The 14,086-nt window shown below is 67.6% G+C and carries 13 protein-coding genes; 6 read left to right on the top strand and 7 right to left on the bottom strand.

Features of this window, described 5'->3' with window-relative positions; all coding sequences use genetic code 11:
- Nucleotides 1-3: 3 nt before the first annotated feature.
- From trkA to dusB, 6 genes are all read right to left on the bottom strand, one after another.
- On the bottom strand, nt 4-1,380 hold the full coding sequence (trkA, locus tag G0D83_RS22880; protein WP_108965798.1) for a Trk system potassium transporter TrkA: 1,377 nt from the start codon (nt 1,378-1,380) through the stop codon (nt 4-6).
- A gap of 154 nt (nt 1,381-1,534) precedes the next feature.
- On the bottom strand, nt 1,535-2,953 hold the full coding sequence (locus G0D83_RS22875) for a sigma-54 dependent transcriptional regulator (protein ID WP_164196931.1): 1,419 nt from the start codon (nt 2,951-2,953) through the stop codon (nt 1,535-1,537).
- Nucleotides 2,950-5,199, bottom strand: a complete 2,250-nt coding sequence (locus tag G0D83_RS22870) for a PAS domain-containing sensor histidine kinase (protein ID WP_164196930.1) — start codon at nt 5,197-5,199, stop codon at nt 2,950-2,952. The genes G0D83_RS22875 and G0D83_RS22870 overlap by 4 nt, the downstream gene beginning before the upstream one ends.
- Before the next feature lie 148 nt (nt 5,200-5,347).
- Nucleotides 5,348-6,721: a sigma-54 dependent transcriptional regulator gene (locus G0D83_RS22865; protein WP_108965804.1), complete on the bottom strand. Its 1,374-nt coding sequence runs from the start codon at nt 6,719-6,721 to the stop codon at nt 5,348-5,350.
- Nucleotides 6,722-7,813 (bottom strand): nitrogen regulation protein NR(II), encoded by a 1,092-nt coding sequence (locus tag G0D83_RS22860; RefSeq protein ID WP_108965806.1) that lies wholly within the window; start codon nt 7,811-7,813, stop codon nt 6,722-6,724.
- Entirely contained in the window at nt 7,810-8,793 is a 984-nt protein-coding gene (gene dusB, locus G0D83_RS22855) for a tRNA dihydrouridine synthase DusB (protein WP_108965808.1), read from the bottom strand. The genes G0D83_RS22860 and dusB overlap by 4 nt, the downstream gene beginning before the upstream one ends.
- Before the next feature lie 175 nt (nt 8,794-8,968).
- On the opposite strand from dusB, the gene G0D83_RS22850 reads away from it, so the two are divergent.
- From G0D83_RS22850 to G0D83_RS22840, 3 genes are read left to right on the top strand one after another with little or no spacing between them, the layout of a single operon-like run.
- Nucleotides 8,969-10,126 carry a bifunctional 2-C-methyl-D-erythritol 4-phosphate cytidylyltransferase/2-C-methyl-D-erythritol 2,4-cyclodiphosphate synthase gene (locus tag G0D83_RS22850; RefSeq protein ID WP_164196929.1) on the top strand — a complete coding sequence of 386 codons (1,158 nt, stop codon included), beginning with the start codon at nt 8,969-8,971 and terminating at the stop codon, nt 10,124-10,126.
- On the top strand, nt 10,123-10,608 hold the full coding sequence (locus tag G0D83_RS22845; RefSeq protein ID WP_164196928.1) for a phosphatidylglycerophosphatase A: 486 nt from the start codon (nt 10,123-10,125) through the stop codon (nt 10,606-10,608). Before G0D83_RS22850 ends, G0D83_RS22845 begins: the two co-directional genes overlap by 4 nt.
- Before the next feature lie 8 nt (nt 10,609-10,616).
- Complete coding sequence (locus G0D83_RS22840; protein ID WP_164196927.1) at nt 10,617-11,090, top strand: CinA family protein; 474 nt, start codon at nt 10,617-10,619, stop codon at nt 11,088-11,090.
- A 23-nt stretch (nt 11,091-11,113) separates the two neighbouring features.
- Here the strand turns inward: G0D83_RS22840 and G0D83_RS22835 are convergent, their stop codons facing one another.
- On the bottom strand, nt 11,114-11,560 hold the full coding sequence (locus G0D83_RS22835; protein ID WP_108965815.1) for a type II toxin-antitoxin system RatA family toxin: 447 nt from the start codon (nt 11,558-11,560) through the stop codon (nt 11,114-11,116).
- Nucleotides 11,561-11,630: 70 nt separating this feature from the next.
- Here G0D83_RS22835 and hpt point away from each other — a divergent pair, with 70 nt between their 5' ends.
- The 3 genes from hpt (at nt 11,631) to G0D83_RS22820 (ending at nt 13,922) form a co-directional block, all read left to right on the top strand.
- On the top strand, nt 11,631-12,185 hold the full coding sequence (gene hpt, locus G0D83_RS22830) for a hypoxanthine phosphoribosyltransferase (RefSeq protein ID WP_164196926.1): 555 nt from the start codon (nt 11,631-11,633) through the stop codon (nt 12,183-12,185).
- Nucleotides 12,186-12,563: 378 nt separating this feature from the next.
- Nucleotides 12,564-13,025, top strand: a complete 462-nt coding sequence (locus tag G0D83_RS22825) for a cytochrome c (protein ID WP_164196925.1) — start codon at nt 12,564-12,566, stop codon at nt 13,023-13,025.
- Nucleotides 13,026-13,028: 3 nt separating this feature from the next.
- On the top strand, nt 13,029-13,922 hold the full coding sequence (locus G0D83_RS22820; RefSeq protein WP_164196924.1) for a cytochrome c: 894 nt from the start codon (nt 13,029-13,031) through the stop codon (nt 13,920-13,922).
- Nucleotides 13,923-14,086: the final 164 nt, after the last annotated feature.

The following is a 14,086-nucleotide window of genomic DNA, read 5'->3' as shown; positions in this document are numbered from 1 at the left end:
CGTTCAGAAGAAGTCGATCGAGACCTGCAGGAGCCGCTCGACCTCCGGCACGTCCTTGGCCAGCGCGAACATGACGATGCGGTCGCCCTCTTCGATGCGCAGCTCGCCGGTGATCTTGATCACCTCGCCGTCCTTCATCACCGCGCCGACCAGCACGCCTTCGGGGAATTCGATCTCGCGGATCATCCGCCCGGCGATGGACGAGGTCGAAAGCACCTCGGCCTCGATCACCTCGGCCTCGGCGTCACCGATCGAGTAGACCGAACGCACGCGGCCGTGGCGGATGTGGCGCAGGATCGAGCTGACGGTGGTGGCGCGCGGGTTGATGTGGGCGTCGACCCCCATCGGCTCCATCAGCGGCACCAGCGTGGGGTCGTTGATCAGCGCGATGGCCATGGGGCAGCCCTCGGCCTTGGCGCGCACGGCGGCCAGCAGATTGGTCTTTTCGTCGTCGGTCACGCACAGCACGGCGTCGGCGCGGCTGATGCCTGCCTCGCGCAGAAGCGCGGTGTCGAGCGCGTCGCCATGCAGCACGATGGTGCGCTCCAGCGCGTCGGCAGCGCGTTCGGCGGCGGCGCGGTCCTTCTCGATCACCTTGGCGCGGATGCGCTCGGCACGGCTTTCCAGCGCGCGCGCCACCGCAAGGCCGACGTTGCCCCCGCCCAGCACCACGATCCGCTCTTGCTTGCGCTGCGCCTTGCCGAAGATCTCGAGCGTGCGCTGGATGTCGTCGGCGTGGACCAGCACGTAGCAGGCATCCCCGACGAAAATCTGGTCGCGCGGCTCGGGGGCAAACAGCGTGCCCTCGCGGCGGACGCCCACCACCACCGAACGCAGCGTCGAGAAGAGGTCCGAGAGCTGCCGCAGCGGCGTGTTGATGATCGGGCAATGCTCGTCGATGGTCAGGCCGAGAAGCTGCGCCCCGCCCTCGAGAAAGCGCTCGGTGTCAAAGGCCGCAGGGGCCGAGAGGCGCTGCAGCGCGGCCTCGGCGACCTCCTTTTCGGGCGAGATCACCACGTCGATCGGCAGGTGGTCGCGGCGATAGAGGTCCGAGTAGATCGCCGTCAGGTAGCTCTGCGAGCGCAGGCGGGCAATCTTGCGCGGAATGGCAAAGATCGAATGGGCCACCTGGCAGGTGACCATGTTGACCTCGTCCGAATAAGTGGCGGCGATGATCATGTCGGCGTCGCGCGCGCCGGCCTTGTCGAGCACATCGGGATAGGAGGCGAAGCCTGCGATCCCCTGCACATCGAGCGTGTCGGTCGCCCGCCGCACCAGGTCGGGGTTGCTGTCCACCACGGTGACGTCGTTGCGCTCGCCCGAGAGATGACGGGCGATCTGCCAGCCGACCTGGCCCGCGCCGCAAATGATGACTTTCATGTCGTCTGCCCAAATTGCTGGCCCGAGGCCCCGAGTGTGCCCGGCATGACATGCCCGGTGCGAGCGGTCAATGCACGGGCGCCCCCAGGGCGTTTCCAGCCCCGCCCACGAGGCGGAACTGTCCCGGAATTAAACCCTTTATCCGGCGCCGCTCTCAGGAGGCGGGGGTCACCTGGTCTTCCTCGATATAGGCGATGCGCCCGCCGGATTTCGCCCCGGTGACCACGCCCAGCGACTTCAGCTTGCGGTGCAGCGCCGAACGCTCCATGCCAACGAAAGCCGCGGTGCGCGAGATGTTCCCGCCGAAGCGATTGATCTGCGTCAGCAGGTACTCCCGCTCGAAAGCCTCGCGCGCCTCGCGCAGCGGCAGGGTCGCCAGCGTGCCCGAAAGCACGACGCGGCCCTCCTCGTCCTCGCCCGCCGGGCCATCCTGCGGCAGCTCGCGCGCCTCGATCGGGCCACTTCCGTCGCCGAGGATCAGCACGCGCTCGATCAGGTTCTTGAGCTGGCGCACGTTGCCCGGCCAGATCATCGTCTGCAAGAGCGCCACCGCGTCGTCCGAAAGCTCGCGCAGCGGCAGGCCCTGGGTGCGGTTGAAGCTCTCGATGAAGTGGCGCGCCAGCAGCGGGATGTCCTCGCGCCGGTCCTCGAGCGAGGGCACGGCGATCGGCACCACGTTGAGCCGGTGGTAGAGCTCCTGCCGGAAGGTGCCCGCGGCGATCTCGGCTTCGAGGTCACGGTTGGTCGAGGAGATCACCCGCAGGTCCACCCGCACCTTGTCGGCGCCGCCGACGCGGGTGAAGCTCTGGTCGACCAGCACCCGCAGGATTTTCGACTGGGTGCCGAGCGGCATGTCGGCGACCTCGTCGAAGTAGACCACCCCGCCGTGCGCTTGCTCGAGCAAACCCGGCTCGACGCCGCGTTCGGCGCTCTCGCGGCCGAACAGCATCTGCTCCATGTTGTCCGGTGCCACCCCGGCGCAATTGACGGTGACGAAGGGCGCCGAGGCACGGCCGGAATTGGCGTGGATGAAGCGCGCCGCCACTTCCTTGCCGCAGCCCGCGGGGCCGGTGAGCATCACCCGGCCGTTGGACTTGGTGACCTTGTCGATCTGGCTGACAAGACCGCGGAACATGGCGCTTTCACCGATCATCTGCGCGACCTCGGTCTCGCGGCGGCGCAGCTGGCTGTTCTCGCGGCGCAGGCGCGAGGTTTCCATCGCGCGGCGGATCACCACCAGCAGCTGATCGATGTTGAAGGGCTTCTCGATGAAGTCATAGGCGCCCTGCTTGATCGCGGCGACGGCGATCTCGATGTTGCCGTGGCCCGAGATGATGATGATCGGGATGTCGGGATTGTCGCGCTTGACGGTCTTGAGGATGTCGATCCCGTCCATCTTGCTGTCCTTCAGCCAGATATCGAGGATCATCAGCGCGGGCGGTTCGGAGTTGACCTCGTTCATCGCCTCGGAGGAGTTGCCGGCCAATCGGGTGGTGTAGCCTTCATCCTCGAGAATATCCCCGATCAGCTCGCGGATGTCGCGCTCGTCGTCGACGATCAGGATGTCGCTCATGTCTGCCTCTCCAGTTCCGAAATGCTCTTGTCAGACGTCTCCGGCACGTCGCCGGTTGTGCCGAGCGGCAGGCGGATGACCGCCATCGCCCCGGCATGGTCCGCGCCGCCAAACGGCGGTGCGTCCTCGAGCGCCAGCGTTCCGCCGTGCTCCTCGATGATCTTCTTGACGATGGGCAGGCCAAGGCCGGTGCCCTTGTCGCGGGTGGTGACATAGGGCTCGAAGAGCCGCGCGCGATCCTCGGGCAGGCCGATGCCATTGTCCATGATGCGGATCACCGCGCGCCCGTCCTCTTCGGTCAGGCTGACGCGGATCTCGGGGCTGTGACCCTCGGGGGCACCCTGCTCGCCGAGGCTCTCGATCGCCTCGCCGGCGTTCTTGATCAGGTTGGTCAGCGCCTGGCCGACCATGGTGGCGTCGAGTTCGGCAGCCATGGCGTGCGCCGGCAGGTCGCTGACGAAACGGATCGCCGGCTGGCCTGTCTCCTGCAAAAGCACTGCGCCGCGCAGCAGCGCCACCACGTCCTCGGGCTTGCGCTGCGGCTCCGGCATGCGGGCGAACTTGCTGAACTCGTCGACGATGCGGCGCAAATCCTCGGTCTGGCGCACGATGACCTCGGTCATCTGCGCCAGCTTCTCGGCGTCCGCCGCCTCGAGCTGGCGCGAGAACTTGCGGGTGATGCGTTCGGCCGAGAGCCGGATCGGGGTCAGCGGGTTCTTGATCTCATGCGCGATGCGCCGCGCCACGTCGCCCCAGGCGGCCATGCGTTGCGCGCTGACCAGATCGGTCACATCGTCGAAAGCCACAACGTACCCCTCGAGCGCGCCGTCCTGCCGCCGCCGCACCGAAAACCGCACCAGAAGATGCTCGAGCCGCCCCTCGCGGCTGACCTTCACCTCTTCCTGCGCGGTCTCGAGCCCGCTGTCGCGCAGCCGCTCGTAGAGCGGGCCGAACTCGGGCACAGCCACGGTCAGCGGCACGTCGGCGCGGGGTTCGCGCCAGCCGAGCAGCCGCTCGGCGGGGCGGTTGACGAAGGTCACCCTGCCCTCGGCATCCAGCCCAACCACCCCGGAGGTGATCGACGACAGCACGGAATCGAACAGCCGCTGGCGACGCTCGATCTGGCGAGTGTTCTCGAGCAGGGTCTCGCGCTGGCCCTTGAGCTGGCGGGTCATCTGGTTGAAATAGCGACCGAGCATGGCGATCTCGTCGTCGCCATCGCCCTCGATCACCTGCACGTCGAGGTCCCCCGCCCCGACCCGCTGCGCGGCGCCGGTGAGCCGCCCCACGGGCTGCGCCATGCGCTCGGCGAACCAAAGACCCAACCAGACCGCCGCGAGGATCAGCAGCAGCGCAAAGCCAAGATAGAGCAGCGCGAAATCAAAGAGCCTCCGGCCGCGCTCGGTCTCCTGCTGCTGGTAGAAACGCGCGGTCTCCTGCGTCTCGTCGAGCAGGTTCAGCAGGTTGCCGTCGACGACGCGGCTGACGTAGAGGAAGCGGTCCGCGAAGGCCGAGAGCGGCACCAGCGCGCGCAGCTCGTGGTTGTCCCAGTCCGGGATCAGCACCAGCCCCTCGGCCCGGGCGCGGTCGAACTGCGCGACCGTGGGCTGCTCGTAGTAGAACAGATAGGAGCGCTCGCCGCGGGCGCGGATCTCGCCCCCACCATCGATCACGTAGGCCTCGCGCAGGCCGCGCTGGATTTGCGCCTGTCCCTGCCCCAGAACCTGCCGCACGTCACCGTCATCGAGCGCGAAATTTGCCCGGCGCGCACCGTCGACGAAACGCGCCAGCGCCTGCACATCCTCGATCAGCCCGACGCGCTGCTCTTCTTCATAGGCCTCGGCGGCGGCCATCGAGGCTCCCACCACGTTCTGCACGCGGCTGGAGAACCATGTCTCGAGGCCGATGTTGATGGTGAGAACGGCAAAGACCGCGACGGTAACCGTGGGCAACAGCGCCATAAGCGCAAAAAGCCCGGTCAGGCGCAGGTGCAGCCGCGAGCCTGCCGATTGCGCCCGGCGCTCCGAGATCATCCGCACCAGCCGCGCCAGCACCAACGTGGCGATCAGCAGCACGTAGACCATGTCGGCCAGCAGCACGAGCCGCAGGCTCAGCTGCGTCGCACGCTCGCCGCTGCCGAGCGGGCCAAGCACCAGAAACGTCAACACCGCCAGAACCGGCCCGAGCAGAACCAGCCCGAGCGTCGCCACGTTCTGAACGCGCCGTTGTCGGCGCAGCCTGTTCATGCGCGCCCAAGTCGTGCTCCGTGCCCGGGTGGCCACAGATTCACCTCATACTGATTGGCTGCTCGAGGCAGCGTCGCCATGTGCTGTGGCTTCTAATGAATGCGCCGCCCCGAGGGCGGCGCATCGCGGCCACATGCCTGTGACGGTTTTACATCAGTTTGCGGCGCCGTGTCACGCGAATATCAAGATCGGTGATCTTCTTGCGCAAGGTATTGCGGTTGATGCCAAGCAGGTCGGCACATTTCGCCTGATTCCCGCCGGTGGCTTCCAGCGCGATCTCGATGAGCGGCGCTTCCACTTCCTTGAGGATGCGGGTGTAGAGCCCCGGTGCCGGCAGCATGTTGCCATGCAGGTCGAAATAGCGGCGCAGGTGGCGGGCCACCGAGGTGCTGAGTTTCTCGCTGTCGCCGCCGCGCAGGATCGGGCCGGTGTCGGGCTGATTGCCCAGAACCGCCTCGACTTCGGCGCGGCTGATTTCCTCGGCCCGAGAGGTCAGGCTCAGGCGGCGCACGGCGTTTTCCAGCTGCCGCACGTTGCCGGGCCAGCTGTAGGCGCGGAAGAGCTCGGCGGCATCCTTCGACAGCCACCGCTTGGAGGCCCCCTCGCGCTCGGCACGCTGCAGGAAATGCTCGGTCAGCAGGGCGATGTCCTCGACCCGCTCGCGCAGGCTCGGCACATTGATGGTCGCGCCCGACAGGCGGTAGTAGAGGTCCTGACGCACCGCGCCCTCCTCCATCGCCTGCGCCAGATCGCCCTGGCTGGTGGCCATGAAGCGGGGCACGTGCTCGCCGGGGATGTCCATCATGCGCACGACGCGCGCCTGGATCTCGTCGGGGATGTCGGTGATCTCGTCGATCAGCAGCGTGCCGCCCTTGACCCGCGCCAGCACCCGCGCCGGGCCTTCGAGATCCGACAGGTCGGCGCCGGTCACCGTGATGAAGGGCAGCGTGCGACGGTCCGAGAAATCGTGGATGGCGCGCGCGATCAGCGATTTGCCCGTGCCGCTCTCGCCCGAGATCAGCACCGGCAGGTCGGTGTTCATCACCTTGGCGACAAGGCGGTAGAGCGCCTGCATCGCCGGGGTCTTGCCGACCAGCGGCAGCTCGTCCGGCCCGTCGGCGCCGATCGTGGAGACTTCCTCGCGCTTGGCCGAGCGGTTGCGGTTGTCGAGCGCCTTGGCGGTGCGCTTCATCAGGTCCGGCAGGTCGAAGGGCTTGGGCAGGTAGTCGTAGGCCTCGGCCTCGGCGGCCTGGATCGCGGTCATGATGGTGTTCTGCGCCGAGATCACGATGACCGGCAGGTCGGGCCTGTCCTGGTGGATCTTCGGCAGCATTTCCAGCCCGTTGCCATCGGGCATGACGACGTCGGAGATCACCACGTCGCCCTTGCCCTCGCCGACCCAGCGCATCAGCGTGGTCAGCGAAGAGGTGGCGTGCACCTTGCAGCCAGCGCGGGTCAGCGCCTGGGTCAGCACGGTGCGGATGGTGCGGTCGTCGTCGGCGACAAGTACGGTGCCGTCCATTTACCTGTTCTCCTCAATCTCGCGCGGGGCGCGTGGCAACGAAATGCGGAAGACCGTGCGGCCGGGGACGGAATCCACCGAGATCCAGCCGTCGTGGTCGGAGATGATCTTTGACACCAGCGCAAGCCCCAGCCCGGTGCCGTTCTCGCGGCCCGACACGAAGGGGTCGAAGACGTCGCCCTTGATGTCCTCGGGCAGGCCGGGGCCGTCGTCGATGACCTCGATCTGCAGCGGCAGCTTCTGGGTCGAGCCGTCCGGGCGGCGCATGCGGAAGCTGTGCTCGAAGAAGGTGTGCAGACGGATCGTGCCGCCCTCCTTGGGGTCGGCCGCCTCTGCGGCGTTCTTCAGCAGGTTCAGCACCACCTGCAGCAGCTGGTCCGGATCGCCATAGGCCAGCGGCAGAGAGGGGTCGTAATCCTCGATGAACTTCATGTGCGCGCCAGCGCCGAGCTGGGTCGAGCGGCGCGCGCGGTCCAGCACGTCGTGCAGGTTCACCGGCTTGCGCTCGGGCGCCGAGAGATTGCCGAACTGCTCGACCTGCTCCAGCAGCTTCACGATGCGGCGGGTCTCGGCGACGATGAGATCGGTCAGCTCGAGATCGTCCTTGGTCAGGTTCATCGACAGAAGCTGGGCCGCGCCGGTGATCCCTGCAAGCGGGTTCTTGATCTCATGCGCCAGCATCTCGGCCATGCCGATGGCGGATTTCGCGGCGGATTTCACCGAATGGCTCTGGGTCATCCGCCCGGCCAGCTCGCGCGGGCTGATCAGCATGATAAACCAGCCCGGGTAGTTCTGTACCGGCGCGAGCTGCAGGTTGCACACCAGCGGCGGGCGGTTGCCGGTACCCACATCGACGTCGTTGACGAAGAGCGGCGTGCCATGCTCACGCGCCCGGGCGAGGCTTTCCTCGATCGGCGCATCCACCGCGAGACGGTCCCAGATCGGCTGGCCGACGAGCCATTTCGCCGAGTTGTTCATGAAGCCCTCGGCGGCGGGGTTCATGTCGGCGATACGTTCCTCTGCATCGAGCAGGACGGCGGGCACCGGCAGCGACGACCACAGCTGGGTCAGGAGCTCGGTGTTGGTGCTCATGCGGCGACCTTCAGATCGCAGGCCAGCGCGGCGTCGAGAAGGTGCAGCGTCTCGGCCGGTTCGCGGGCGGTCAGCACGCGCTTGCGCAGATCCGCCGAGGGCGCGGCGTGATCCATGTACCACCCCAGGTGCTTGCGCGAGACACGGCCACCCAGCTCCTTGCCATAAAACGAAAGCATTGCCTCGTAATGCTCTGCGACCATTTGATAAAACGCCTTTCCTGTCGGCACGTCAGGTGCCGGTGTTCCGTAAAGCTCGGCCGCGATCTGGGCCAACCTCCAGGGCGCGCCCTGTGCCCCCCGGCCCACCATGATCCCCGCCGCACCAGAGGCCCCGAGGGCCGCCCGCGCGCTGGCCGCATCCACGATGTCGCCATTGGCGACCACCGGGATCGACACGGCCTCGACCACCTCGCGGATCGCCGCCCAATCGGCGGCCCCCTTGTAGAACTGGCAGCGGGTGCGTCCGTGGATGACAATCATTCGCACCCCGGCCGCCTCCGCCCGTTTGGCGATCTGCGCGGCGTTGAGGCAGTCACTGTCCCAGCCGAGCCGCGTCTTCAGTGTCACCGGCAGATCGACCGCCTCGACAACCGCCTCGATCAGCCGCAGCGCATGATCCGGCTCGCGCATCAGCGCCGAGCCCGACCAGCCGCCGGTGACCTTCTTGGCCGGGCAGCCCATGTTGATATCGATGACCTTCGCGCCCATGCCCGCCACATGCCGCGCCGTCTCGGCCATGGGCTCGGGCGCGCGGCCCGCCAGTTGCACCGAGGTGTTCTCGATTCCGGCGCCCAACTCCGCCTTCTCGCGCGTGCCGGGCCGCGCGGTGAGAAACTCTCCACTGGCGATCATCTCGGACACCACCAGCCCCGCACCAAAGCGCGACACAAGGCTGCGGAAGGGCAAATCCGTGATTCCCGCGAGCGGGGCCAGCAAGACCGGAGGGTCGATGAGTCTGTCGCCCAGCGAGAAGTTCAAGCGCCTATTCCTTGTGCAGATGCTTGGGAGTTAACGTGCGCGCGGCGCGTGTTCAATCATTTGGGAGCGCTACAGGCGCACGCCATACGCGAGTGATGAAAAATTGAGCACAATGCCCCCGGTGATTGCACCGCCCCGCGGCAGCGCCTAGAGAGGGGCGCCGGAGGTCAACACCATGGAAACAGCCGCGGAAACAGCCGCCATCATCGTCGCCGCGGGGCGCGGCACCCGCGCGGGTGGCGGGCTCCCGAAACAATGGCGCGACATCGCGGCGCGGCCTGTGGCGCGCTGGACGCTCGAAGCCTTCGCCCCGCACTGCCCCATCGTGCTGGTGATTCACCCCGAGGATCGCGCCATCGCCGAGTCGGTGGCCGAGGGCCTGCCGGTGACGCTGGTGACCGGCGCCGCTGACCGCGCCGGCTCGGTCCGCGCCGGGCTCGACGCTCTGGCTGGCGCTCCGCCCGCCAAGGTGCTGATCCACGATGTCGCCCGGCCCTGCGTCACGCGCCGCACCATCGAGGCGGTGATCGCCGCGCTCGACGCCGCCCCCGGCGCCGCGCCCGCGCTGGCGGTGACCGATGCGCTTTGGACCGGAGCCGAGGCACAGGTGACCGGCACGCAGGACCGCACCGGCCTCTACCGCGCGCAGACGCCGCAGGGCTTCCGCTACGCAGACATCCGCGCCGCCCATGCCGCCCACCCCGGCGGCGCCGCCGATGACGTCGAGGTCGCCCGCGCCGCGGGGCTTGCCGTCACCATCGTTCCCGGCGACGAGCGCAATCTCAAGATCACCGGCCCCGAGGATTTCGAACGGGCCGCCAGCTACCTGACCAACCCCATGCAGGAGACCGCCATGGATATCCGCCTCGGCAATGGCTACGACGTGCACCGTTTCGGCCCCGGAGACCACGTGGTGCTCTGCGGCGTGAAGGTGCCGCACGGACGCGCCCTCCAAGGCCATTCCGACGCCGACGTCGGCATGCACGCCGTCACCGACGCGCTCTACGGCGCGCTGGCGGAAGGCGACATCGGCCGCCACTTCCCGCCGAGCGATCCACAGTGGAAGGGCGCCGCCTCGGAGATCTTCCTGCGCCACGCGGTCGAGCTTGCCACCTCGAAGGGCTACACCATCTCCAATGTCGACGTGACGCTGGTCTGCGAGCAGCCCAAGATCGGCCCCCATGCCGAGGCGATGATGGCCGAGCTGGGCCGGATCATGGGGCTGGCGAGCGACCGCGTCTCGGTCAAGGCGACCACCTCGGAACGGCTCGGCTTCACCGGCCGCGAAGAGGGCATCGCCGCCATCGCAACCGCAACGCTGGTGAAGCCATGAGACTGATCGCGACCTTCTTCTACGTGGGGCTGCTGCGCCCCGCGCCGGGCACCTGGGGCTCTCTGGCTGCCCTGCCCGCCGCCTACCTGCTGCTGGTGCTGGGCGGTTTCTGGCTGCTGCTGGCCGCCAGCATCGTCGCCTTCGTGCTGGGCTATATCGCCACCAAGGCCCTGACCGCGAGCGGCGAAGACGAGGATCCGTCATGGATCGTCATCGACGAGGTGGTGGGCATGTGGATCGCGCTCTTCCCAGTCGGCTACGGCGCCATGATGATGGGCGTAGACGTCTGGCGGCTCTGGCCGGGCTGGGTCTCGGGCTTCGTGCTGTTCCGGCTCTTCGACATCTGGAAGCCCTGGCTGGTGGGCTGGGCCGACCGCCGCGGCGACGCGATGGGCGTGATGCTCGACGACGTCATCGCGGGTGTCTTCGCGGCGCTGGTGAGCATCGTGCTCGCCGGGATCGCGCATGGCTTCCTGATGTGAGGCACGAGATGACTGAAGAGCTTGCGCAAGACATCCTGACCCGCGCCATGGCGGCGGGCGTCACCGTCACCACCGCCGAGAGCTGCACCGGGGGCATGGTCGCCGCCGCGATCACCGACATCGCCGGCTCGTCGACCATCTTCGAGCGCGGCGTGGTCACCTACTCCAACGCCGCAAAGGTCGACCTGCTGGGCGTGCGCCCCGCCACGCTGGAGGCGCATGGGGCGGTCTCGGAAGAGGTCGCCGCCGAGATGGCCGAGGGGGCGCGGGCGCGCGCCGGGGCCGATCTGGCGGTGTCGGTCTCGGGCATCGCCGGGCCAGGCGGTTCCGAGCACAAGCCCGAGGGCCGCGTCTGCTTCGGCCTTGCCACGGTCGGTGGCACGCGGACCGAAACCGTGGAATTCGGCGCGCTCGGCCGCGCAGAGGTCCGCACGGCGGCAACCCGCCACGCGCTCACGCTGCTGCGCGACGCCCTGGGCTGAAACGCGCCTCGAGGCCCGGCGGCTCAGCCGTAGAGCTCTGCCGCCCGCCGCTCGAAGGCGCGCACGATGCGCTGCATCGCCTCGTAGAAGAACATCCCCGCCGCGCTCTGCAGCAGGCGGTTCTTGAACTCGAAATCCACGAAGAAATGCACGTCGACGCCGCCCTCGGGCGCATCTTCGAAGTGCCATTTCGAGATCATGTGCTTGAACGGGCCGTCGAGATACTCGGTGTCGATCTTCTTCTCTTCGGGCCAGAGCGTCACGCGGCTGCCGAAGCGCTCGCGGAACACCTTGAAGCTGATCACCAGGTCGGCCAGCATCACCTCGTGATCGCCCATGTCGTCGCGCGAACGAATCCGCGCCGCTGCCGTCCACGGCAGGAACTTCGGGTAATTCGCGACATCCGCCACGAGGTCATACATCTGCTGCGCCGTGTACGGCAGGCGCTTCGTCTCGGAGTGGGTCGGCATGTCGCCCCTTTATCGCGTGACAATGCCGGGACATTTCCTATGCTGCGCGCGGATTTTCAAGGGGAGAACCATGGCAGAAAAGCCATATGTGGTAGACCAGATGATTTCGGCCAAGGCGATCGCCGCCCGGATCGAGGACCTCGCGCACGCGATCGAGCAAGAATTCGCCGACACCGAGAAGCTGGTGGTGGTGGGCCTGCTGCGCGGCAGCTTCGTCTTCATCGCCGATCTGGTGCGCGAACTCGACCTCGCGGTGGAAGTGGATTTCCTCGAGGCCTCCTCCTACGGCGACGGCATGGAATCGAGCCGCGAGGTGCGCATCCTCAAGGACCTGCGCTCGCCGATCGAGGGCCGCGACGTGCTGCTGGTGGAAGACATCGTCGACACCGGCTTCACCCTCAGCCACGTCATCCACCTGCTGGAGAGCCGCAAGCCGCGTAAGCTGCGTACCATCGCGCTGCTCGACAAGCCCGTGCGGCGCGAAGTCCCGCTCAAGGCAGACTGGATCGGATTCGAAATTCCGGACGAGTTTGTCGTGGGTTACGGTATCGACTTCGCGCAGCGCAACAGGAACCTGCCATTCATCGGCAAGGTGCGCTTCCCGGAGGACGCCGCGGCCGGCTGAGCCGCGCACCTGCGAGGCGGATGGCGTGGAGCTTGCGCCATCCGCAGCCGAAAATGCTGGCGCTCGCGACAAGGGATGCGCGTCCGCAGGACCGGGCACAGGGGTCTACGACGCGCGAGAGGCCCTTCCCATCTCCGTCAGGCTGCGTGAGATTTTCCGTGATGCCCCGCGTTGGGCAGCGTGATCCATCGCCTCACGTTTACCTCGTAATTCACTGATCAAAATTACGTATTCTTGAGGATCCCTGCCAGGGGGCGCACGGCGGCGGTCCGCAAACCCGTACCAATAGCCCTCTTGATCGAAATCCGACCTCGGGTACCCTCCGCCCCGGGATACGGTTTTCGAAAACCCCGATTTCGGGAGGAAAGGGAGTTTCTTATGAAGTTCACCGCAACCAGTTTCGCGATGGCCACCGCCGTCGCCGCTCTTGGCACTGCCGCCTTCGCGCAAGACCTGCCCGCACCGGTCAAGGCACGGCAGGGCCAGTTCAACATCCTTGCCATCAACCTCGGCATTCTCGGCGACATGGCCCGTGGCAAGGCCCCCTATGACGCCGAGGCCGCGCAGGGCGCCGCCGACACGATCGTCGCCGTCTCGATGATCAACGAGGCGCCGCTCTTCCCAGAGGGCACTTCGGAAATGGACATCGACGGCACCCGCGCCAAAGCCGAGATCTGGGACGATTGGGACGGCTTTGCCGAGAAGTGGTCCGGTCTCGGCCAGGCCGCCGCCAGCCTGCAGCAGGTCGCGGCCACCGGGCAGGAGGCACTTGGTCCGGCGGTCGGCCAGCTTGGCGGCGCCTGCAAGGCCTGCCACGACACCTATCGGGCACCCGAGTAACCCATGCGCCGCCTGCTCGGCTTCCTGGCCCTGGTGGCGCTGTTCGCTGCCGGGGCGCTGTGGATGATCAGCGCCCCGGATCCGCTGCCTGCAGGTGAATTCGCCGATGACACGGGGGGCGATCCCGTCCGCGGCCAGGCGGTCTTCACCGCCGCGGGCTGCGCCTCCTGCCACCATGCCCCGGAAAGCGAGGACAAGCTGGTGCTGGCCGGCGGGCAACGGTTTCCCTCCGACTTCGGCACGTTCATTGCTCCCAATATCTCGCCCGACCCGCAGGACGGCATCGGCGCCTGGAGCCTGCACGACTTTGCCAATGCCCTGCTGCGTGGCGTTTCGCCCGAGGGCCGGCATTATTACCCCGCCTTCCCCTATACCTCCTACATCCGCATGGAGCCGCAGGACGTGGTGGACCTCTGGAGCTACCTGCGCACCCTGCCCGCCGCCAGCACGCCGAGCCAGCCGCATGAGGTCAGCTTTCCCTTCAACCTGCGGCGCGGCCTCGGCCTTTGGAAGCAGGTCTACCTCGACCCCGCCTGGATCGTGCCCGGCGCGGAACCTGGCGAGATGCGCCGCGGCCGCTACCTGGTCGAGGCGCTGGCCCATTGCGGCGAATGCCATACCCCGCGCGACGGCTTCGGCGGGCTCGAGCGGACCGCGTGGCTCGCCGGCGCCCCTGCACAGGGCGGCAATGGCAGCATCCCCGCCCTCACCCCGGACAAGCTGAGCTGGAGCGCCGAGGATGTGGCCTATTACCTCGAGACCGGCTTCACCCCCGAGTATGACAGCGCTGGTGGCCACATGGTCGAGGTGATCGCCAATTTCGCGCAGCTTTCGCCCGAGGACCGCCTCGCCGTCGCCACCTACGTCAAGGCGCTGCCTGCACCCGCCGCCGACTGATCCGGCGCCGCGCCGCGGGCAACGGCGGGATTTGCCTGTTTGAAAAGAGAAGAAGTTGCCAGCTCCGTGGCTGATGTCTCGGAACAAGGCTCCTGCAGGACTCCGCCATGGGCAAGCGGGTCAGCCGCCCGCTTTTCGACCGCTCCAGCCCCGCGCCCCCTTAA

It is taken from the genome of Salipiger sp. PrR003 (genome assembly GCF_010500785.1).
GTDB classification, from domain to species: domain Bacteria; phylum Pseudomonadota; class Alphaproteobacteria; order Rhodobacterales; family Rhodobacteraceae; genus Salipiger; species Salipiger pacificus_A.
This window is presented reverse-complemented; position numbering and strand designations above follow the sequence as displayed.

Bases quoted from the DNA above. Each gene is read 5' to 3' on its own strand.
- trkA (WP_108965798.1), bottom strand. From the start codon at position 1,380: ATGAAAGTCATCATTTGCGGCGCGGGCCAGGTCGGCTGGCAGATCGCC.
- G0D83_RS22875 (WP_164196931.1), bottom strand. From the start codon at position 2,953: ATGAGCGACATCCTGATCGTCGACGACGAGCGCGACATCCGCGAGCTG.
- G0D83_RS22870 (WP_164196930.1), bottom strand. From the start codon at position 5,199: ATGAACAGGCTGCGCCGACAACGGCGCGTTCAGAACGTGGCGACGCTC.
- G0D83_RS22865 (WP_108965804.1), bottom strand. From the start codon at position 6,721: ATGGACGGCACCGTACTTGTCGCCGACGACGACCGCACCATCCGCACC.
- G0D83_RS22860 (WP_108965806.1), bottom strand. From the start codon at position 7,813: ATGAGCACCAACACCGAGCTCCTGACCCAGCTGTGGTCGTCGCTGCCG.
- G0D83_RS22850 (WP_164196929.1), top strand. From the start codon at position 8,969: ATGGAAACAGCCGCGGAAACAGCCGCCATCATCGTCGCCGCGGGGCGC.
- G0D83_RS22845 (WP_164196928.1), top strand. From the start codon at position 10,123: ATGAGACTGATCGCGACCTTCTTCTACGTGGGGCTGCTGCGCCCCGCG.
- G0D83_RS22840 (WP_164196927.1), top strand. From the start codon at position 10,617: ATGACTGAAGAGCTTGCGCAAGACATCCTGACCCGCGCCATGGCGGCG.
- G0D83_RS22835 (WP_108965815.1), bottom strand. From the start codon at position 11,560: ATGCCGACCCACTCCGAGACGAAGCGCCTGCCGTACACGGCGCAGCAG.
- hpt (WP_164196926.1), top strand. From the start codon at position 11,631: ATGGCAGAAAAGCCATATGTGGTAGACCAGATGATTTCGGCCAAGGCG.
- G0D83_RS22825 (WP_164196925.1), top strand. From the start codon at position 12,564: ATGAAGTTCACCGCAACCAGTTTCGCGATGGCCACCGCCGTCGCCGCT.
- G0D83_RS22820 (WP_164196924.1), top strand. From the start codon at position 13,029: ATGCGCCGCCTGCTCGGCTTCCTGGCCCTGGTGGCGCTGTTCGCTGCC.